Origin of the sequence: Nitrosococcus halophilus Nc 4, from assembly GCF_000024725.1 — a bacterium.
Taxonomy (GTDB): Bacteria; Pseudomonadota; Gammaproteobacteria; order Nitrosococcales; family Nitrosococcaceae; genus Nitrosococcus; species Nitrosococcus halophilus.
This window is the reverse complement of the sequence record NC_013960.1, coordinates 649,426-669,508: the sequence shown is the minus strand read 5'-3', so window position 1 is coordinate 669,508 and position 20,083 is coordinate 649,426. Positions and strand designations below refer to the sequence as shown.

General features: G+C 52.7%; 16 protein-coding genes. 5 read left to right on the top strand and 11 right to left on the bottom strand.

Annotation, left to right across the window (positions count from 1 at the left end):
* The first annotated feature begins 60 nt into the window (after nucleotides 1-60).
* Nucleotides 61-585, top strand: coding sequence for an NUDIX hydrolase (locus NHAL_RS03250; RefSeq protein WP_013031737.1), 525 nt, complete (start codon nucleotides 61-63; stop codon nucleotides 583-585).
* Here NHAL_RS03250 and NHAL_RS03245 read toward each other — a convergent pair.
* From NHAL_RS03245 to NHAL_RS03210, 8 genes are all read right to left on the bottom strand, one after another.
* On the bottom strand, nucleotides 571-1,845 hold the full coding sequence (locus NHAL_RS03245) for an MgtC/SapB family protein (RefSeq protein WP_013031736.1): 1,275 nt from the start codon (nucleotides 1,843-1,845) through the stop codon (nucleotides 571-573). The two genes, NHAL_RS03250 and NHAL_RS03245, sit on opposite strands and share 15 nt — an antisense overlap.
* A gap of 37 nt (nucleotides 1,846-1,882) precedes the next feature.
* On the bottom strand, nucleotides 1,883-2,311 hold the full coding sequence (rimI, locus tag NHAL_RS03240) for a ribosomal protein S18-alanine N-acetyltransferase (protein WP_041354609.1): 429 nt from the start codon (nucleotides 2,309-2,311) through the stop codon (nucleotides 1,883-1,885).
* A 101-nt stretch (nucleotides 2,312-2,412) separates the two neighbouring features.
* Nucleotides 2,413-3,108 carry a uracil-DNA glycosylase gene (locus tag NHAL_RS03235; protein ID WP_013031734.1) on the bottom strand — a complete coding sequence of 232 codons (696 nt, stop codon included), beginning with the start codon at nucleotides 3,106-3,108 and terminating at the stop codon, nucleotides 2,413-2,415.
* 7 nt (nucleotides 3,109-3,115) lie between these two features.
* Nucleotides 3,116-4,651 carry a 2-isopropylmalate synthase gene (locus NHAL_RS03230; RefSeq protein ID WP_013031733.1) on the bottom strand — a complete coding sequence of 512 codons (1,536 nt, stop codon included), beginning with the start codon at nucleotides 4,649-4,651 and terminating at the stop codon, nucleotides 3,116-3,118.
* A gap of 258 nt (nucleotides 4,652-4,909) precedes the next feature.
* Entirely contained in the window at nucleotides 4,910-5,713 is an 804-nt protein-coding gene (pssA, locus tag NHAL_RS03225; protein ID WP_013031732.1) for a CDP-diacylglycerol--serine O-phosphatidyltransferase, read from the bottom strand.
* 5 nt (nucleotides 5,714-5,718) lie between these two features.
* A complete protein-coding gene (gene ilvC, locus NHAL_RS03220; protein ID WP_013031731.1) occupies nucleotides 5,719-6,735 on the bottom strand; it encodes a ketol-acid reductoisomerase in 1,017 nt (338 codons plus the stop codon).
* A gap of 299 nt (nucleotides 6,736-7,034) precedes the next feature.
* The gene (gene ilvN, locus NHAL_RS03215) at nucleotides 7,035-7,529 is read right to left on the bottom strand and encodes an acetolactate synthase small subunit (protein ID WP_013031730.1); all 495 of its coding nucleotides are present in this window, start codon (nucleotides 7,527-7,529) and stop codon (nucleotides 7,035-7,037) included.
* 1 nt (nucleotide 7,530) lies between these two features.
* The gene (locus NHAL_RS03210) at nucleotides 7,531-9,279 is read right to left on the bottom strand and encodes an acetolactate synthase 3 large subunit (RefSeq protein ID WP_013031729.1); all 1,749 of its coding nucleotides are present in this window, start codon (nucleotides 9,277-9,279) and stop codon (nucleotides 7,531-7,533) included.
* 363 nt (nucleotides 9,280-9,642) lie between these two features.
* Here NHAL_RS03210 and pyrC point away from each other — a divergent pair, with 363 nt between their 5' ends.
* Nucleotides 9,643-10,680, top strand: coding sequence for a dihydroorotase (gene pyrC / locus NHAL_RS03205; protein ID WP_041354607.1), 1,038 nt, complete (start codon nucleotides 9,643-9,645; stop codon nucleotides 10,678-10,680).
* A gap of 46 nt (nucleotides 10,681-10,726) precedes the next feature.
* Here pyrC and purC read toward each other — a convergent pair whose 3' ends face one another.
* Genes purC through dapA form a run of 3 tightly spaced genes read right to left on the bottom strand, consistent with a single transcriptional unit; the run spans nucleotide 10,727 to nucleotide 13,369 of the window.
* A complete protein-coding gene (purC, locus tag NHAL_RS03200) occupies nucleotides 10,727-11,443 on the bottom strand; it encodes a phosphoribosylaminoimidazolesuccinocarboxamide synthase (RefSeq protein ID WP_013031727.1) in 717 nt (238 codons plus the stop codon).
* A gap of 12 nt (nucleotides 11,444-11,455) precedes the next feature.
* Nucleotides 11,456-12,433, bottom strand: coding sequence for an outer membrane protein assembly factor BamC (gene bamC / locus NHAL_RS03195; RefSeq protein ID WP_238985491.1), 978 nt, complete (start codon nucleotides 12,431-12,433; stop codon nucleotides 11,456-11,458).
* A gap of 57 nt (nucleotides 12,434-12,490) precedes the next feature.
* The gene (gene dapA, locus NHAL_RS03190) at nucleotides 12,491-13,369 is read right to left on the bottom strand and encodes a 4-hydroxy-tetrahydrodipicolinate synthase (RefSeq protein ID WP_013031725.1); all 879 of its coding nucleotides are present in this window, start codon (nucleotides 13,367-13,369) and stop codon (nucleotides 12,491-12,493) included.
* Nucleotides 13,370-13,539: 170 nt separating this feature from the next.
* Here dapA and NHAL_RS03185 point away from each other — a divergent pair, with 170 nt between their 5' ends.
* The 3 genes from NHAL_RS03185 to NHAL_RS19610 all read left to right on the top strand — a co-directional run bounded on the left by NHAL_RS03185 (nucleotide 13,540) and on the right by NHAL_RS19610 (nucleotide 20,027).
* Nucleotides 13,540-14,073 carry a glycine cleavage system transcriptional repressor gene (locus NHAL_RS03185; RefSeq protein ID WP_041354605.1) on the top strand — a complete coding sequence of 178 codons (534 nt, stop codon included), beginning with the start codon at nucleotides 13,540-13,542 and terminating at the stop codon, nucleotides 14,071-14,073.
* 19 nt (nucleotides 14,074-14,092) lie between these two features.
* Entirely contained in the window at nucleotides 14,093-14,560 is a 468-nt protein-coding gene (locus NHAL_RS03180) for a peroxiredoxin (RefSeq protein ID WP_013031723.1), read from the top strand.
* A gap of 358 nt (nucleotides 14,561-14,918) precedes the next feature.
* Nucleotides 14,919-20,027, top strand: a complete 5,109-nt coding sequence (locus NHAL_RS19610; RefSeq protein WP_083761354.1) for a ribonucleoside-diphosphate reductase subunit alpha — start codon at nucleotides 14,919-14,921, stop codon at nucleotides 20,025-20,027.
* Nucleotides 20,028-20,083: the final 56 nt, after the last annotated feature.

Genomic DNA, 20,083 nt, shown 5'->3' with positions numbered 1-20,083 from the left:
TGATTTTGGAGAATTTATAGCGGTTCCCATTTAGATGGAACTCCATAGGAATTTAACCCCGTGCCCAACCAACGTACCCCCCTCTACCATGGTCGTATTGTCGATCTTGGCCTTGAGAAGGTCACATTACCCAATGGCCGGCAAATCAGCTTGGAGATCGTCCGCCACCCCGGTGGCGCGGTAGTGGCGGCTATCGATGACAAACATCAAATCTGCCTTCTCCGCCAATATCGACATGCCGCCGGCGGTTTTATCTGGGAAGTCCCTGCAGGTAAGCTGGACCCTGGCGAAGCTCCATTCACCGCCGCCCAGCGGGAACTTGAAGAAGAAGCCGGGGTCCTAGCCAGTCATTGGCGCGAACTCGGCGCTATTTATAGCACCCCAGGCTTTTGCGATGAGATCTTGCACCTTTATCTCGCTCAACAGTTGACTTTCACCTCTTCCGCCCCTCAGCCTGAGGAGTATCTGGAAGTTCATTGGCTTCCCCTTACTCAGGCCCTAAAGTGGGCCTATAGCGGGCAGATTAAAGATGCCAAAACATTGGTTATCTTATTTCGAGCTGCGGGGGTATTAGACTTGCTCTAGCCCAGGGATATTGCCACCCCAAAGCAACAGGCTGCTGCCTCCCATCACCACTGAGAGCAAAAAAATCCCCAAAATAGGCAACCCAAAACGAGCCCCTCCTATCCCCCAAGCAAGCCCACCTTTCACCAAGGTGTTCACCATGGCGGCCAAGAAAATTCCTATGGCGGCAACCGTTAGGGCCTCGGCCTCATCTTGAGCCATTCGGGCCAAGGTCAAGGATATCGCATCCACATCACTGATACCTGAGATTCCAGCCACCACATACAGTCCAATATCTCCAAACCATTCCTTCAAGGCCCGTGAAGCCAACATCACCAAGGCCAACAAACCACCAAATTTCACCGCCATCCCCAAATCACAGGGATTTTCCAATGTAACATGGGGAGTCGTCTGGCGTTTAGCGCCCCGCCAAAGCCAATATCCCCCTCCAAAGACGATGGCCCCCATCAAGCCAACAGGGAAGAGTAAGTAAAAGACCACCGGGGGGTAGATAATGCCCACCACCAGCAGGAGCCGCGGAAACATGGTCGCGGCGGCAAACGCGATCCCCGCCCCCAGTAAACGCTGGCCCTGGGGATTTGCGCGAGCGACCCGGGAAAAGTTCAAGGTCAAAGCAGTGGAAGAAACCAACCCGGCAGACAAGGCAGTCACCAGTACCCCCCGGCCGGCTCCCCCAATGCGGACAGCAAAGTAACCGATAAAAGAAACGCCGGCAATCAAAACCACCATCCACCAAATTTCATAAGGATTGAGGGTTTGCCAAGGGCCAAATCCTTGATTGGGCAATACCGGCAACAACACCACAGAGATCAACAAAAGTTTATAAACGGCATACAGTTCTTCCTGGCGCAGCCGCGCTACCCAACCATGCAAAACGGGCTTAAGGCCTAAGAGTATAGTGACCACTACAGCCACTGCTGCCGCGACGGTCTCATAGCCCATCACAGTCAAGGCGCCTAGGGCGAAGGTCACCAAAGTGGCCACCACTGTGGTCATCCCCCGATCCCCGCTTCGCCTGACACTGTCAAAGTAGGAAACAAACACTAATAAAGCAAAGGCTAAAAAGGTAAACCCCAGCAAAATAGACCCTACTTGCTCAGCTAAAAGGGCACACAACCCCCCCAGCAGGCTAATTAATCCAAAGGTGCGGAGCCCAGCGATTCGGGTCCCCTCTTCCGCATGGCGTTCCTGCCACCCCCGCTCCAACCCCACCAGCAATCCCAATGCCAGGGCCAACCCCAACTGCTCAAAGAGTTCCATGGACTATTCCCCTGCCAAGGATCGAAGGAAATGAAAACTAGTCGGCCAGTTGCAAGGCCAGCAAAAGCGCATCTTCGCGCCCCTTATGGGCTGGATAATAACCTTTGCGGGTACCGATCTCATTAAAGCCAAATTTATGGTAAAGGCTTAGCGCCGGGTAATTGGAAGGACGCACCTCCAGGAAGACCGTATTCGCGCCCCGCTCCCTGGAAACCTTTAAGAGGTGGCGTAAGATATATCGGCCACAGCCTTGATGCTGATGATCAGGATGAACACAAATATTCAATACATGGGCCTCACCAGCCTTCACCGCGACAACCCCATAACCATAAATCTTGCCTCCCCGTTCATAGACCCAAGCGTCATAGCCGGCCTGTAGGCAATCAGTAAAGGTCCCCTCGGTCCAGGGAAAAGCACAAGCCGCCCGCTCAATCGCCCCGACCACCTTCACATCGGCATCCCTCATACGCCGGGGCGCAAATCCCCGTAGTCTACTTAGTAACTTTTGCAACAAATTCGCCACCCTTTTCTACCTTTGATAATATTTGATAACACCTAAAGGCATTATCAAAGTTCCCGGTACACTTTAAGCGCCAACCGCAGATCCTGCCAAGCCCGCCGTTTTTCCCGGGGCGAACGCAGCAGATAAGCAGGATGATAGGTCACAACCAAAGGAATTGTGGTGTCTGGATATTTGTGCACGATTCCGCGCAGGCGCCCCAAGGGTGCCGAAGTCTTGAGAAGATTTTGCCCCGCCACTCGGCCTACCGCGAGGATAATGCGGGGCTGTAACAAGGCCATCTGGTGCCGCAGGTAGGGTTCACAACTGGCGACCTCTTCCGGTAATGGATCCCGATTTTTGGGCGGGCGGCACTTGAGGATATTGGCAATATAGACCTGCCCCCGCTGGAGGCCTAGCGCCTCTAGCATGGCATTGAGCAATTGCCCCGCGCGCCCCACAAACGGCTCTCCCTGGCGATCTTCATCCGCCCCTGGCGCTTCCCCCACAATCAGCCATTTAGCCTCCCGATCCCCCACCCCAAATACCGTTTGAGTCCGGCTACAGTGCAACGAGCAGGCCGTACAGCCCGCAACGCGAGCGGCAAGTTCCTCCCATCCGGGTGCCACTTCAGTGGGCATATTCTCCCCCAAGGGCACCCCGCCAACTTCCACGGCGGGTGCCCTGTCGGCATTTGCGGATTGGCGCTGCCGCCAAACTTGGATTCCCATCGCCCCCAGATAGCGCAGATGGTGTGAGTCCATAGCGGCCTCAAACCTGAGGGTAAGCGCGCTCTACCGGGTACAGGATTTTATTGAGGGCATTGACATACGCTTTGGCCGAGGCCACCACGATGTCAGTATCCGCCCCTTGCCCATTGGCAATACGCCCATTTCTCTTCAGCCGAACGGTCACCTCTCCCTGGGCATCGGTACCACCGGTAATACTATTCACCGAGTAAAGCAGTAATTCCGTATTGCTCTGGAGAATAGAATCGATAGCTTTATAAGCAGCATCCACTGGCCCACTACCCAGAGCAGTCGCCTGCTGCTCTATACTATCCACGCTTAGAGTGACAGCAGCCGTAGCGATTTCTCCTGTTTCAGAGGCCACCTTGAGCCATAAAAGTTTGAAACGCTCATTTTCAGCAGCCAAATTAGCATCGGTGACCAGCGCTTGGAGATCATCATCGTAAATTTCATGCTTTTTATCCGCCAACTCCTTGAAACGCTGAAAAGTCGCATTTAATTCCTCTTCCGTCTCAAGCTCAATGCCCAGTTCTCGCAAACGAGACCGGAACGCATTGCGTCCAGAATGCTTGCCAAGGACCATTCGATTGGCATGCCAGCCCACATCTTCCGGACTAATGATCTCATAGGTCTGACGTTCCTTGAGCACGCCATCCTGATGGATGCCGGATTCATGGGCAAAGGCATTAGCCCCCACGATGGCTTTATTCGGCTGCACAGAAAAGCCGGTAATCCCCGAGACTAAACGGGAAGTGGGAACAATCTGGGTGGTATCGATATTAGTATCGCAGGGAAAGAAGTCTTGGCGAGTTCGAACAGCCATGACCACCTCCTCAAGGGCGGCATTGCCGGCCCGCTCCCCAAGGCCATTGATGGTACATTCTACCTGGCGAGCGCCATTCATTACCGCGGCTAAAGAATTGGCCACCGCCAATCCTAGGTCATTATGGCAATGGACTGAGAAAACGGCCTGATCTGAGTTTGGTACCCGCTCGCGCAGGGTACGAATAAGTTGACCAAACTGGTCCGGGAGATTGTAGCCTACCGTGTCTGGAATATTAACAGTGCGAGCACCGGCAGCAATCACGGCTTCCAAGACCCGGCACAGAAAATCGATGTCCGAACGCCCTGCATCTTCCGGGGAAAACTCCACATCATCGGTATATTTTCTTGCCCGCTTTACCGCTTTTACGGCATGTTCTAGGACTTGGTCTGGCTCCATCCGAAGCTTCATCTTCATATGGATGGGCGAGGTCGCAATAAAAGTATGAATCCGGGCCGCTTCAGCCTCTGCCAAAACCTCGCCGGCCCGATCGATATCCGCCCCTAAAGCCCGCGCTAGACCACACACCCTGCTCTCCCGCACCGCCTTGGCCACCGCCTGTACCGCCTCAAAATCACCCTGGCTAGCTACGGGAAAACCTGCCTCTATAACATCCACCCCCATACGTTCCAGGGCTTTAGCGATGCGCACCTTTTCTTCCCGAGTCATGGAAGCACCGGGGCTTTGTTCGCCATCACGCAAGGTAGTATCGAAAATGATCAATTTATCTTTCATTACTGGCTGCTCCACTCACTATATACGGCTAGAATTATCAACGGAGTTGAAACACCGCCGGAATTTGAGTATCCGTCGGCGTGACTGCTAGTTTGATTATTGAATTGAGTATTTCTGCCCCTTAGCAGGGCAGCAGCAGGGGCAGAGCAGCCACGTATAGGCCAGGAAGCCCCAGGACGGGGTAGTTGAAAGGATAAATGAGTAGTGCCATTGCGGACATGACACTACTATATCGGGATTACGGGCAAATGCCAATGCCTATTTTTCGTCATCGTCTACTTTAGTAGAACCCAGCGGAGCACGACGCTGTATCCGGTGCTGGCGAATCTGGACCAAGGTCACCACGGGTCCCGACAAGGCGTACAGCAGAAAGGCAATAAATAATACCTTAGGCGGATCGGTCGATATCAAAACAAAAATCAACACCACCAGCAAGATAGCCACAAAGGGGACTTTTTCCCGACTATCCAAGCCCTTGAAACTATAGTAGCGGATATTACTGACCATAAAAACAGCCGTTAGGATGGTCAGAATGAAAGCAGGAAGCAGGAGAGCCGCACCAGCAATGCCAGCATCCACGGCAAACCACACCAAACCTGCTAAACAAGCAGCCGCAGAAGGACTTGCCAACCCCTGGAAATAACGCTTGTCAGCAATCCCCACCTGAGTATTGAAACGGGCTAACCGGAGGGCGGCACAAGCCGCATAGAGGAAAGCGGCCAACCACCCCAGTTTGCCGAGGCTGTGAAGAGTCCATTCATAGATGACCAGCGCCGGCCCTAACCCGAAAGAGACCATATCCGCCAGGCTATCGTACTCTGCTCCGAAAGCGCTCTGGGTGTTGGTCAAACGGGCAATGCGCCCATCCACACCGTCCATTAACATCGCAACAAAGATAGCGACCGCCGCTGCCTCAAAACGGCCATTCATAGCCGCCACAATGGCATAAAAACCCGCAAACAGGCCTGCCGTAGTCAGCAAGTTGGGGAGAAGATAAATCCCCCTGCGGCGCCGGCTATTGCCGGCCCCCGCAGCTAAGAGAGGTTTCTGCTCAGAGTCCACTACAATTAATTTTTGCTCTGGTCCACAATGCGGGATTCCCCGATCCACGGCATCATGGATCGCAGCCTTTCACCGACTTGTTCAATAGCATGCTCCTGCCCTAGACGCCGCTTCGCCTTAAGGGTAGGGGCACCTGCTTGGTTCTCCAGAATGAACTCCCGAGCAAATTCGCCACTTTGAATCTCACCCAGAATACGACGCATCTCGGCTTGGGTCTCATCGCCGATGACCCGAGGGCCGCGGGTAAAATCGCCATACTCAGCGGTGTTGGAGATAGAATAACGCATATTGGCAATGCCACCTTCATACATGAGGTCGACGATAAGCTTGAGCTCATGGAGGCATTCGAAATAGGCCATCTCGGGAGCATACCCGGCTTCCACCAAAGTCTCGAACCCCGCCTGGACCAGTGCCGTTACTCCCCCACAAAGAACAGCCTGCTCGCCAAAGAGGTCGGTTTCGGTCTCATCCCTAAAGGTGGTTTCAATGATTCCAGCCCGTCCCCCCCCATTGGCCGAAGCATAGGATAAAGCGATATCCTTCGCCTTAGTAGAAACATCTTGATGCACTGCAATCAAAGAGGGCACTCCCCCCCCTTGGGTGTAGGTGGATCGCACCAGATGGCCAGGCCCCTTGGGAGCAATCATCACCACATCAAGATCAGCCCGCGGCTCAATTTGCCTAAAATGAATATTAAAACCATGGGCAAAAGCAAGAATAGCGCCTTGCTTCAGGTGGGGCTCAATATTTTCCTGATAAAGTTTTGACTGATGTTCATCGGGCGCCAAGACCATCACCAGATCCGCTTCTTTAATTGCCGTCTCAATAGGCAAAACGGTCAAACCCGCATTTTCGGCTTTGGCGACGGAGGCCGAACCGGAACGCAGGCCCACTACCACCTCCACACCCGAGTCCTTAAGATTATTAGCATGAGCATGTCCTTGGGAGCCATAACCAATAATGGCCACCCGCATGCCCTGGATTAAGGATAAATCACAATCTTTATCATAGTAGATATTCATTAACTTCCTCGTAACAACGTTACTTCTTTAAATTCAGTTTCATAGCCAAGAACGCGTCAGCGGCAACGGTTACCGGCTCATCTCTTCCACCCTAGCTATTTCCCCTAGGATGGAATAATTTCTTGCAGTATTTGGATAAACCCTCGAACCAGGTGGCGATCAGCGATTAATCTTTAGCAAACATAATTCACAGCCAGGCGTGGGTCAAAATGCTTAATCGTGGTTTAGAAAACAAGGAAGGAAACAAATAGGGACCTTCTGTCTTTTTGCATGGAACCCAACCGCTAGCCACAGTCCACCTATTCTTGCAGCCCCTTTACACCACGGGCAATTCCCATGGCTCCAGAACGGACGGTTTCCAAGATCTGAAATTCTTTAAGCGCCTGAATAAAAGCGTCCTGCTTATCTCCACTACCGGTCAGTTCAATCGTATAGGTATTATCAGCAACATCAATAATACGGCCACGGAAAATATCACTTAGGCGTTTAACCTCATCCCTTTCACTCCCTGAGGCAGCCTGCACCTTGATGAGCATTAACTCCCGCTCAATATGAGCCCCCTGGGTCAGATCCTCCAGCTTAACCACATCAATCAATTTATTCAGCTGCTTCAATATTTGCTCGATGATCTCATCCGAACCGGAGGTGACCAATGTCATCCGCGACAGGGAGGGATCTTCCGTCGGGGCGACAGTAAGGGATTCGATATTATAGCCGCGGGCAGAAAATAAACCCGCGACCCGGGATAAGGCGCCGGATTCATTTTCCATCAGTAAAGAAATAATATGACGCATGCTAGGCCCATTCTCTTTCCAGTGATTGGGGTACCGCGCATTCAGGGCCTAAATGCATTTCGTGATGCCCTTTACCTTGAGCAATCATGGGATACACATTCTCTGTCGGGTCAGTAATAAAATCCAAAAATACCAAACGATCCTGAAGGGCAAACGCCTCCTTCAAGGCTGCTTCCACATCACCCGGTTTTTCTATTTGCATCCCTATATGGCCATAGGCCTCGGCTAACTTCACAAAATCAGGTAAAGCATCCATATAGGAGTGGGAGTAGCGCCGATCATAGAAAAACTCCTGCCATTGGCGCACCATGCCCATATAGCGATTATTAAGATTCACTATTTTGATAGGCAAGGAGTACTGCATACAGGTGGATAGTTCTTGGATACACATCTGGATACTGGCTTCGCCGGTAATACAAACCACGGGAGAATCGGGATAAGCCAATTGCACACCCATGGCCGCTGGCAAGCCGAACCCCATGGTTCCCAGACCCCCAGAATTGATCCAACGCCTCGGTTTGTCGAACTTATAGAACTGAGCCGCCCACATCTGATGTTGACCGACGTCAGAGGTGATATAAGCTTCCCCCCGAGTAGCCTCATAAAGTTTTTCAACAATATACTGAGGTTTAATAAGCTCGCCACTTTGCTGGTAGCGCAGACAACGGTGGCTCTTCCACTCCTCAATCTGGGACCACCACCTCTCCAAAGCTTCTCGATCGGGCTTCCTATCGGCGTTATTTAAGTGGGCAATCATCTCCTTCAGCACCAGCCCCACATCCCCCACAATGGGGATATGAACTTGGACATTCTTGGAAATACTGGAAGGGTCGACATCCACATGGATAATCTTGGCGTAAGGACAAAATTGCTCCAAGTTACCCGTTACCCGGTCGTCAAAGCGGGCACCAATGGCGATCAACACATCACATTCGTGCATCCCCATATTGGCTTCATAAGTCCCGTGCATCCCCAACATGCCCACAAATTGAGGATCGGTACCGGGATATCCTCCCAATCCCATCAAAGTGTTGGTGACTGGATAGCCAAGCAAGCGAACAAATTCCGTCAGTGCTTCGGCCGCATTGCTCAGAATCACCCCCCCTCCCGTATAAATCATAGGACGGCGGGCGGATAAGATGAGATCGATAGCCTTTTTGACTTGCTCCGGAGTCTCTACAGCCACCGGGTGGTGATAAGAGCGCAAAGTGAGCTGCTCAGGATAATGATAGGGAATCTTGATATTCGGATCCGTCACATCCTTAGGAATATCAACCACCACCGGACCCGGACGGCCAGTCGTTGCAATGTAAAAGGCTTTTCTGATCGTTAAGGCCAGGTCATTAAGGTCCTTGACCAAGAAATTATGCTTGACACAGGGGCGCGTAATGCCGACGGAATCCACTTCCTGGAAAGCGTCACTGCCAATCGCCGCCCGTGGCACTTGGCCGGTAAGCACAACCATGGGAATGGAATCCATATAGGCAGTGGCAATACCCGTTACCGCATTGGTCGCACCGGGACCAGAGGTGACCAGCACCACACCGGCTTTGCCCGTGGCACGGGCATAACCATCAGCGGCATGAGTCGCCCCCTGCTCGTGGCGCACTAATACATGCTTGACCTGGTCTTGCTGATAGAGCGCATCATAAATATGTAATACGGCACCGCCCGGATAGCCAAAGATGTATTCCACACCTTCGTCTTTCAAACACCGGACAAGGATCTCGGCACCACTCAAGAGATCCACGGCAGAAACCCCTCTAAATTGACTAAGTTAATTCGCCCGCAAACAGGACCCGTTGCTGACACTCCCCGCCCTTCGCTACGCCCAGGACGAGGGTTCCTGGGTCGCCCCAAAAACCTTCCTGCTTCATCACGCCTTCCCTAGACGCCAGCGAATGCTGGCGTCCCCGTTCCGACCGCTCCACAGGCTAACCCCGCCAGCCCAGCGGTTTGCGCTTATCTCCCCACCCGAAAGGGCAAGGCTTTAGGCGCTATCTGGGTAATACCTAAACAAAGCTATCAAAACACAGTAACTAGATCCCTGCTTTGGGTCAAGACAGAATCCCAACCGATCCTTAAAGCCTTAAGGTTATGGCATACTAGAACGATGACAATGACACTACAATTAACTCGACCTGACGATTGGCACCTGCACTTACGGGACGGAAAGGTTCTTGCTGATCTCATTCCGGCCACAGCCCGGTGTTTCGCCCGGGCCATCATCATGCCTAACCTGCGGCCACCTATCACCTCTACCGGCCAAGCTCTGGCGTACCGGGAACGTATCCTTGCGGCACGTCCTCAAGGTCTCGCTTTTGAGCCCTTAATGACCCTTTATCTTACTGATAATACCACACCTGAGGAAATTGCCCGCGCCCGCGACAGTGGCCACATCTATGCCGTTAAGCTCTATCCCGCAGGGGCGACCACCAATGCCGATTCCGGAGTAACCAACTTACGCCAACGCTATGCCGTATTGGAAGCCTTGCAAGAGCAAGGGCTCCCTTTGTTGGTTCATGGTGAAGTCACTGATCCCAACGTCGATATTTTTGACCGAGAGCAGGTCTTTATCGAACGCCATCTTATTCCTTTGCTCCGTGACTTCCCTGCCCTACGGATAGTGCTAGAACATATTACCACGGGAGAAGCGGTAGATTTTATCAAGGGGGCGCCAAAAAACATCGCCGCGACCATCACCCCCCACCACCTGTTGCTCAACCGCAATGCCATGTTAACGGGAGGTATTCAACCTCATCATTATTGCCTGCCGGTACTCAAACGGGAAAAGCATCGCCAAGCCTTAATCGCCGCAGCCATCAGCGGTAATCCCAAATTCTTTCTAGGTACCGATAGCGCGCCCCATGCTAAAACCGCAAAGGAAACAGCTTGTGGCTGTGCAGGGATCTATAGTAGCCATGCGGCCCTGGAACTTTATGCCGAAATTTTCGAAGGGGTCGGCGCTTTAGAAAAATTAGAGGCCTTTACCAGCTTTCACGGCCCTGATTTTTATGGCCTACCCCGCAACCAAGAGACGGTGACGCTCCTTAAAACCCCCTGGCGGGTACCCGAGAAACTCCCTTTTGGCGACCAAATATTAATCCCCCTGCGGGCAGGGACAACGGTGGCCTGGCGCCTCGCCGAATAGGGGTAATATTTCCCAGAAAAGGACACTCCTCTTCCAGGCTCTACGCCTACAAGGGCGTCCCCAAACGCCGAGCCACCTCTTCATAGGCTTCGACAACCCCCCCTAGCCCTTGACGAAATCGGTCCTTATCCAATTTCTCCCGAGTTTCCACATCCCAAAGGCGGCAACCATCGAGGGTAAATTCGTCACCTAACACGACCTGACCCTGGTAATCCCCAAACTCTAGCTTGTAATCGACTAACAACAGGCCCGCACCCAAGAATAATGACTTTAAAATGTCGTTGATTTTAAAAGTATATTCTTTCATCCGCTCGACCTGCTCCATAGAGGCCCAACCGAAGGTGCAAATATGATACTCGTTAATCATCGGATCGTGGAGCGCATCATTTTTAAGAAAGAATTCAAACACGGGAGGCTCTAAATCCAGCCCCTCTTGCACCCCCAACCGCCGGCACAGGCTACCCGTGGAAATATTGCGCACAACACATTCAACGGGAAACATCTCCAAATGCTTAACCAGTGATTCTTGCGCGCTCAGAAGACGCTCAAAATGGGTCGGAATACCCGCCGCCGCCAACTTTTCCATAATAAAGGCGTTAAACTTGTTATTGATTTCTCCCTTGCGGCTGAATTGCTCAATCTTCTGACCATCAAAGGCTGAAGTGTCATCACGAAAATGCAAAATCAACCGGGCAGGATCATCCGTTTTATAAACCGTCTTAGCCTTGCCCGAATAAAGTTCAGATTGTTTCTCTACTGACATGAATTTCCCTTTTTATTCAGTCAACTGCTCGCCTAGTAAGGATAATAAGCGCTTGGCCGTTTCCGACTCGTCACGCCGCCCTTCCGCATCCAGGATAATCACCCGGGTGACTGCGCCGTCTGAGATCAACTTGATCTGATAGCGGCCCTGCTCATCTTGGTCTCCCATGGTATCCCAAAAAGCCAACTTGGAGAGCCACCCCGAATCCTCTTCTTGTTGCTGCCTAAAAGGATCCTCGTAACGGATATAATAAATACCCCGGGAACGGTTCTGATCTTCTACCGCAAAGCCTTTGCGATCCAGCACTAATCCCAACCGACGCCAGGCGCGAGAAAAATCTTGGGCCATCTGCATGGCCGCGCCCCCATCAAGCATGCTAACACGGCTAGGACTGGAAACAGTTTGCTGACCGCCCTGTTCAGCCCGGGCCAGATCCTGGGCATGCAGGGCTCCTAGATACTCGGCTAATTTTCGAAGTATGGTTTCTTCCTGCCTGGGATCGGGAGTAGCCGTATGCTGCTTTAAAAAAACAACAGTAGACTGAGGCACTTCTCCCCGTTCAATCCGTACCCGGTAATTGTCCTGCTCAGAGGGACCGGTAGCATCCATGAAACCAATGCGAATATCTTCAGCCTTGATCTCAAGGCCATTTTCAAGCCAAAAGTTGCGTACCCGCCCCCACACCTGCTCCTGGTTTCCCGGCACCACCAGCCGCTGCTGCTCCCCCTCCCCTTCCAGGCGGGGTTTCCTATCCGCCTCAATCCCATAGATATCCATCAGCGGATTACGGGCTTGCTCTTGATATTCTAAATAGGTCGCCGTACCGCCACTGTCATCCATCACGTCGTCACGAATGGCATCAGCGCTCAGATCAGGGGGAATATCCAAAGGCGGTAAGGTTTCAGCCTTGCGGTACTCCTTAGTATTATCAGGCACCACTTCATCGAGCACGGAAAAGGCACTGCAACCCCCAAGCGCCACAGCGACCACGCCCAAAAAAACGTTACATCTCCATATGTTCAGACACATAGTCGATAATTCATAACTTCACTGTAGAACCTGCGCTTGGCGCAACGCTTGCCGTAGCGGTTCCCGATAACGTTCAGACAAAACAGTCAAAGGTAAACGAATGCCTTCAGCAATAAGGCCCATCTCATATAAGGCCCATTTCACGGGAATTGGATTTGCTTCAGAAAATAGGGCCGTGTACAAGGGTCCCAGCCCAGCATTGATGGCTTCCGCAGCTTCTCGATCCCGCCGCAGCGCCACAGTACACAGCTCATGAACGACCTTAGGCGCCACATTGGCGGTGACTGAAATGGTCCCCCGGCCTCCCATTAGCATATACTCCATGGCGATATCATCGTCGCCGCTATAGAGATCAAGTTTTTCGCCACACAGTTCCAGAATCCGCCGCCCTCGGGCAACCCCTCCCCCGGCTTCCTTGATGCCAATAATATTGGAGATACCCGCTAAACGGGCTACCGTTTCCGGCAACAAATCACAAGCCGTTCGGCTAGGCACATTGTAAAGGATCTGAGGAATAGGAACGGCCTCGGCAATGGCTTTAAAATGGAGATATAAACCTTCCTGGGTTGGCCTATTGTAATAAGGCGCCACCAACAAACAAGCATCGGCACCGGCTTCTAAAGCTGCACGGGTGAGTTCCTCGGCCTCGCGGGTACAATTGGCCCCCGTTCCCGCGATTACCGGCACGCGCCCATGGGCCTGATCCACCACCTCGCGAATAACGCGGATATGCTCTTTCACATCCAGGGTAGGCGATTCGCCGGTGGTCCCTACCGCCACGATAGCATCAGTGCTGTTTTCTATATGGAAATCGACCAACCGACGTAAACTCTCCCAGTCTAGGGCGCCGTCAGGATGCATCGGTGTAACCAAAGCAACCATGCTGCCATGAAACATAGTGCTATTCCCATAAATTAAGTGATTAATCGCGCATAGTACGCACGGTCTTTATGAATGACAAGGCTCTGTCGCATTTTACCGACAAACAAGCCGGATCGGTGACGATTGCAGCGTAATCGGCTAAGCTAACTGCCCTATTCCTCTGAATGGGCAAAACAGAAAACGCAATGCAGCAACATTTGGTGATCTCGGCGATAGGACGCGACCGCCCCGGTCTTTTGAAAGAATTAAGTGGAGCCATACTCGATAGCGGTTGCCACATCGAAGACAGCCGGATGGTCCTACTCGGAGCGGAATTCGCTATGTTGCTGATAGTCTCTGGCGGCTGGAGCGCAGTGGCTAAACTAGAAGCGATGCTCCCTGCCCTGAAGCAACGCCTTGACTTAGCTGTTCTCAGCAAACGCACCGAAACCCGTCCCAGCAATCACAAACTGATGCCCTACGCCGTAGAGGCCATATCCCTGGACCAACCCAGCATTGTCCATGAACTTGCCTATTTCTTTGCCAGCCGCAATATTACCATTGAAGAACTCAGCACCCGCCGCTACCCCGCACTTCACACTGGAGCGCCTTTATTTTCGGTAAGCCTCATTATACACTTGCCCGTTGATTTATCTATCGCGATTCTGAGAGAGCAGTTTATGGAACTGTGTGATAATTTGAACTTGGATGCTATCTTAGAACCTATCCGAGGCCGCTAATTTCCGAGACAAATTCCCCATGAGTGAAATCACTATAGGAAAAACAGTCCCTGATTTTGAACTCTCTGCCACTTCAGGGCAGACCGTGAAGCTATCACAATTGCAAGGCCGGAACGTGGTCCTTTACTTTTACCCAAAGGACGACACCCCAGGTTGTACCCGGGAAGGACAAGATTTCCGGGATTTTCATGCAGAATTCGAACGCCTCGATACGGTCATCCTTGGCCTTTCTCGGGATACCCTGAAATCCCACGAAAACTTCAAGGCAAAACAAGATTTTCCTTTCGAACTCCTATCAGACCAAAACGAAACGGTTTGCCAACTGTTCGACGTTATCAAACCTAAGAAAATGTTTGGCAAGGATGTCAAGGGGATAGAACGCAGCACCTTTCTCATTGACAAAGAAGGAGTCCTGCGGAAAGAGTGGCGCAAGGTGAAGGTGGAGGGTCACGTGGCGGAAGTGCTCGAGGCGGTCAAATCCCTCTGAAAGGGAAACTGATCCCCTGGAATTATCACCGACCTTTTTCACTCACGACAGGATAGAGAGCGGCGTTTTTTGCTGCAAAACCCACTCACTTTCCTTCTTGCCAATGGCCGTCAAAATTTAAGCGTTTGCTAGGAATACCCGTCCAATCGGGTATTGCGCCACTTATCCACAAGGGGCCCCGAAAAGCCCCCTCAATAACCCCTTGCGCTTCCCTAAAAAAGGGGGTCGACCGCAGCTTCTCATTGGGTTTACTATAGTACATAATACTACACTATATAGTGCTTCAAGAGGGAGTGGACCACAGTTTCTTGTGGTTTTGCACTGACTAAAAAATAACCCAAAATTCTACCAGTCTGCCATGAAAACAGAATCGTCCACTATGCTACATGGCCGGGAGCAGAGCCCTGATTCTGAATCCCTAGACCCTACCGTCAGGGCCACTGCTCCCGGCCAATATCGAGTCATCCGCCGTAACGGCAAAGTCACCGGCTTTGACCCCAGCAAGATCGCCGTCGCCATGACCAAGGCTTTCCTAGCGGTGGAAGGCGGCAGTGCCGCCACGAGCAAACGCATCCATCAGACGGTAGAGGCCTTAACGGCCCAAGTGGTGGAAGCCTGCACCCGCCGTTTGGAAACGGGCGGCACCGTCCACATCGAAGACATTCAGGATCAGGTGGAACTGGCCCTGATGCGGGGGGGATACCACAAAATAGCGCGGGCCTACGTGCTATACCGGGAGGAAAGAACCCGGGAAAGGGCCCAAGCCGCGGCCAAAACGAAGAAAAAGGCTGCCGAACCTCCTCTCCAGATGACCTTAGCCGATGGTCGCGTCGTACCCTTGGATAAAGCCCGGCTGACTCGAATTATAGAGGAAGCTTGCCAGGCATTGCCTGAAACCCAACCCCAGACGATTCTCAACGAGACCTTGCGTAACCTCTTTGACGGGGTCGCCGAACAGGATGTGGAAAGGGCGCTTATCATGAGCGCCCGCACCTTCATCGAGAAAGAACCCCATTACAGCTACGTGGCCGCTCGCCTATTGCTGGACAGCCTGCGTCGAGAGGCTCTCTCCTTTATCCACGGCGCTGAAACCCATGCCACTCAAGGGGAAATGGCGGAGCGCTATCCGGAATACTTTGCCGCCTATATCAAGCAAGGCGCTGATTTACAACTGATTGACCCCCGTCTAACCCAATATGATCTGACCCGTCTAGGTCAGGCCTTACGGCCAGAGCGGGACTTTGAGTTCACCTACCTGGGTCTGCAGACCCTCTATGACCGCTATTTCATCCACTCAGGGGGAATTCGCTTTGAATTGCCCCAGGCCTTTTTTATGCGGGTGGCCATGGGTCTGGCAATCAACGAAGTTGAACGGGAAGAGCGGACCATTGAGTTCTATGAGCTGTTATCCTCCTTTGACTTTATGAGCAGCACCCCCACCCTGTTCAACTCAGGTTCCCTGCGGCCCCAGCTCTCTTCCTGTTATTTGACCACGGTAGCCGATGACTTGGATGGCATTTACAGCGCCATCAAGGACAATGCCCTGCTTTCCAAATATGCGGGCGGGCTTGGCAACGACTGGACTCGGGTTCGGGGAATGGGCGCCCACATTAAAGGGACCAACGGCAAATCCCAAGGCGTGGTGCCCTTTTTAAAGGTGGCCAATGATACCGCAGTGGCGGTGAATCAGTGTTTTGCGCCGGACACCCTGGTGCACACGGCCGAGGGAGTAACCCCCATCAAAGCCATCCAGGCCGGGGATTTGGTATTGAGTCAATGCGGCGAGTACCGGGAGGTCACCCGCAAGTTGGCCTATAACCAGACTGAGGCCATGGTGGAACTCCATATCAAGCACAGTATCGAGCCGGTCCAGGTCACTGCCGGTCACCCTTTTTGGGCGCTGCGCGGCGTCCCCATGGAACAATCCAACGACCGAACCCTGTCCTGGCTTGCCCACGGCAAAATACAGCCTGAATGGGTCGAAGCCGGAAAGCTGTCCAAAGGGGATTATGTGGCTCAAGTCATACCGAAGGAGATCGTACCGGTCGCTGATTTTACCGAAGATGACGCTCACCTATATGGTATCTTGCTTGGTGATGGGCATTCCGATAAGAGGGGAGAAGAATGGGGAGTTTCCGGTAACCCTCAGCAAGATCACCACCTCCAGTTCGTACGCCGCTATCTGGAAGTGCGCGGAATTCACTACTGGGAAATCAACCGTGGCACCCGCTATGTCCAGATTCGTTGGGCCAGCGGCCGTGGCGTCATTCGCAATGCCACCACCGGTCGCATTGTCGGTGCTGGCGCGCCCACCCTTCCCTTTACCCGCGACGACCTTTATGACCACACCGGAAACAAACGCATCCACCGCCGGTTCAGTCATCTCCCCCGCCGCCAGACCCTGGCCTTGGTACAGGGGCTGCTGGAAACCGACGGCGGCGTAAGCCGAAATAAAGAAATTTACTTTACCAGCACCTCATTTTTACTTGCAGAGGGGCTGCGCTACCAACTATTGCGCCTAGGGGTGCCTACCGCTGGCCAATACCGGGAACGCTATCAGAATCACAGGGGGCGGCGTAGCGATGGCAGCGAAATCCGTTTTGACGGTATCTGCCGAGCAGTGGATGTACGCATCCCCGCCGTGGCTGAAATTGCGGAACGCCTCGGTTGCCGCGCACTCACCAAGCGCAACTGGATCGAATACGGGAGTTGCTTATTCACCCGCATCCGTAGCGTACGTGATATCGACCCCCTGCCCTTCGTCTACGACCTCAAAGTTGAAGGGGATCCCAGTTACATGACCACCGCAGCCCTGGTTCACAATGGCGGGAAGCGGAAGGGCGCGGTCTGCGCCTATCTGGAAACCTGGCATATTGATATCGAAGAATTCCTAGAGCTGCGCAAGAATACCGGCGACGACCGCCGCCGCACCCACGATATGAATACCGCCAACTGGGTGCCGGACCTGTTCATGAAGCGGGTTGCCGAAGACGGGGAATGGACTCTTTTTTCGCCCGATGAAACCCCGGATCTCCATGACCTGGTGGGCCAAGCCTTTGAAGAAGCCTATCTTCGCTACGAGGAAAAAGCGGCCTGCGGCGAAATCAAGAACTTTAAAAAGCAGCGGGCCGTGGATTTGTGGCGCAAAATGCTCTCCATGCTGTTTGAGACGGGACATCCCTGGATCACTTTCAAGGACCCCTGTAACCTGCGCTCGCCCCAGCAGCATGCTGGCGTGGTGCACTCATCGAATCTGTGTTGTATCGCTGCCGATCAACGTGTTGTTACTGACAGGGGATTGCTGACCGTTGGTGAACTTTACCGATTGGGGGGCAAGAACAAAGTGGTTGGATTAGACGGTATCTACGACGCTTCGGAGATGTTGTTGCCACGGCCTAACGCGCCAATGGTCGAAATCCAAACTGAAGAAGGTTATACCCATAAGATCACTCCCGATCACAAAGTGTGGGTTAAAGATCGCGGATGGGTCGAGGCACAGCACCTCGCGCCAGGTGACAAATTACTTACACAACAGATTGAAGGGCTCTGGGGACATCAGCACGACCCCGATTTAAGCTACCTGATGGGATTAATTGCCGGTGATGGCACCTTTGGTAATTGCAACGTACATCTTGATGTGTGGAGCCAGGATTTCACTTTTCTCAAACCAATTGAAGAGAAAACACACACACTACTGGACGGTAATGCTGTACTGCGCACTACATCCACCAATAGTCCTGCGTTTTACCTGAATACAGAACGAAAGAGAGCACGGTTAAGTTCAGCGCCACTCAAGCGGATATTGGAGGAGAATGGTTTCACCAAAGAAACAAAGCTGCGTATCCCTGAATTGGTTTGGCAAGGCGATCGAGAGACTGCCGCAGCCTATCTGCGAGGCCTCTATCAGGCAGATGGACATATCCAAGCTTCCCGTGAAGTAACTTCCATGGTGTTTGCTTCCCATAATAAAGAATTTATCCGCGAACTGCAGATTCTATGGGCAAATTTCGGTGTGAAAACATCTATCAATCAGATGCGCGGCCACAGGCAGCAGCTTCTGCCCGACGGAAGGGGTGGAAAGCGCAAATACTGGGTGAAGCCACTTTATCGCCTGTTGATTACCTCAATTCAAGGTTGCCGAATTGCCGAGGACATAACGCATTTGGCGGAGCATAAAGCTAACACCGCCAAAGCGGCCAGATACTTCCTGGATAACATCAATAAAGAAGGTTACCAGCAAAAATTGTGGGCCACTTTTTCAGGGCTAAAACACTTGCCAAATGAGGATGCTTACTGCCTTACCGTTGATTCGACGACCCATGCTTGGACAGTCAACGGGCTGATCACGAAGAATACCGAGATCACCCTGAATACCTCAGATGATGAGATCGCGGTATGCAACTTGGGGTCAATTAATCTCCCCCAACATCTGGATGAGAACGGCCTTAATCTTCCCAAGCTGGAGAAAACCATCACCACCGCCATGCGCATGTTGGACAATGTCATCGATTATAATTATTACAGCGTGCCCACGGCGCGGCGTTCCAACCTCCGCCATCGGCCCGTAGGTCTAGGCCTCATGGGCTTCCAGGACGCCCTCTACAAACTCCGCCTTCCCTATGCCTCGGAAGCCGCCGTGGAGTTCGCCGACCGTTCCATGGAGGCCATCAGCTACTATGCCATCAAGGCCTCCAGCAACCTCGCTGGGGAACGGGGCAAGTACTGCACTTTTGAAGGTTCCCTCTGGAGCAAAGGGATTTTACCCATTGATTCCATTGGGTTGCTGGAACAAGGCCGCGGCGGCTACCTACAACAAGACCGCACCCAGACCCTAGACTGGGACGGCCTGCGGGAACAGGTTAAAACCGTAGGCATGCGTAACTCCAACTGCATGGCCATCGCGCCCACAGCGACGATTTCCAATATCTGCGGCGTCAGCCAATCCATCGAACCCACTTACCAAAATCTGTTCGTGAAATCCAACCTCTCGGGCGAATTTACGGTGATCAACCCCTACCTGGTCCAAGATCTTAAAGCCCGGGATTTATGGGACGAAGTGATGGTCAACGATCTGAAATACTTTGACGGCAGCGTCCAGCCCATCGACCGCATACCGGAAGATCTCAAAACCCTCTATGCCACCGCCTTTGAGATCGATCCCCGCTGGCTGGTGGAAGCCGCCTCCCGTCGCCAAAAGTGGCTCGATCAGGCTCAGAGCCTCAACCTTTATATGGCCGAGCCCAGCGGTAAAAAGCTCGACAATCTCTATAAACTGGCCTGGGTACGGGGCCTCAAAACAACTTATTATCTGCGCTCCCTCGGCGCGACCCATGTGGAGAAAAGCACCATGACCTCGGATCAGGTCAACACCCTCAATGCGGTCCAATCCGGCTCCCCCCAGGAACCGGAATCAGAAGCCCCCCAAGCTTGCTCTATCTTGGACCCGGATTGTGAGGCTTGCCAGTAGCCTCTTCGTGCGCACAGCGCACGCTACTTGCTATTGGAATTGGGAGTAGTCAAAAA

Excerpts from the sequence above, each read along its gene's own strand:
- NHAL_RS03245 (WP_013031736.1), bottom strand. The coding sequence starts at position 1,845 with ATGGAACTCTTTGAGCAGTTGGGGTTGGCCCTGGCATTGGGATTGCTG.
- rimI (WP_041354609.1), bottom strand. The coding sequence starts at position 2,311 with ATGAGGGATGCCGATGTGAAGGTGGTCGGGGCGATTGAGCGGGCGGCT.
- NHAL_RS03235 (WP_013031734.1), bottom strand. The coding sequence starts at position 3,108 with ATGGACTCACACCATCTGCGCTATCTGGGGGCGATGGGAATCCAAGTT.
- NHAL_RS03230 (WP_013031733.1), bottom strand. The coding sequence starts at position 4,651 with ATGAAAGATAAATTGATCATTTTCGATACTACCTTGCGTGATGGCGAA.
- ilvC (WP_013031731.1), bottom strand. The coding sequence starts at position 6,735 with ATGAATATCTACTATGATAAAGATTGTGATTTATCCTTAATCCAGGGC.
- ilvN (WP_013031730.1), bottom strand. The coding sequence starts at position 7,529 with ATGCGTCATATTATTTCTTTACTGATGGAAAATGAATCCGGCGCCTTA.
- pyrC (WP_041354607.1), top strand. The coding sequence starts at position 9,643 with ATGACAATGACACTACAATTAACTCGACCTGACGATTGGCACCTGCAC.
- purC (WP_013031727.1), bottom strand. The coding sequence starts at position 11,443 with ATGTCAGTAGAGAAACAATCTGAACTTTATTCGGGCAAGGCTAAGACG.
- dapA (WP_013031725.1), bottom strand. The coding sequence starts at position 13,369 with ATGTTTCATGGCAGCATGGTTGCTTTGGTTACACCGATGCATCCTGAC.
- NHAL_RS03185 (WP_041354605.1), top strand. The coding sequence starts at position 13,540 with ATGCAGCAACATTTGGTGATCTCGGCGATAGGACGCGACCGCCCCGGT.
- NHAL_RS03180 (WP_013031723.1), top strand. The coding sequence starts at position 14,093 with ATGAGTGAAATCACTATAGGAAAAACAGTCCCTGATTTTGAACTCTCT.
- NHAL_RS19610 (WP_083761354.1), top strand. The coding sequence starts at position 14,919 with ATGAAAACAGAATCGTCCACTATGCTACATGGCCGGGAGCAGAGCCCT.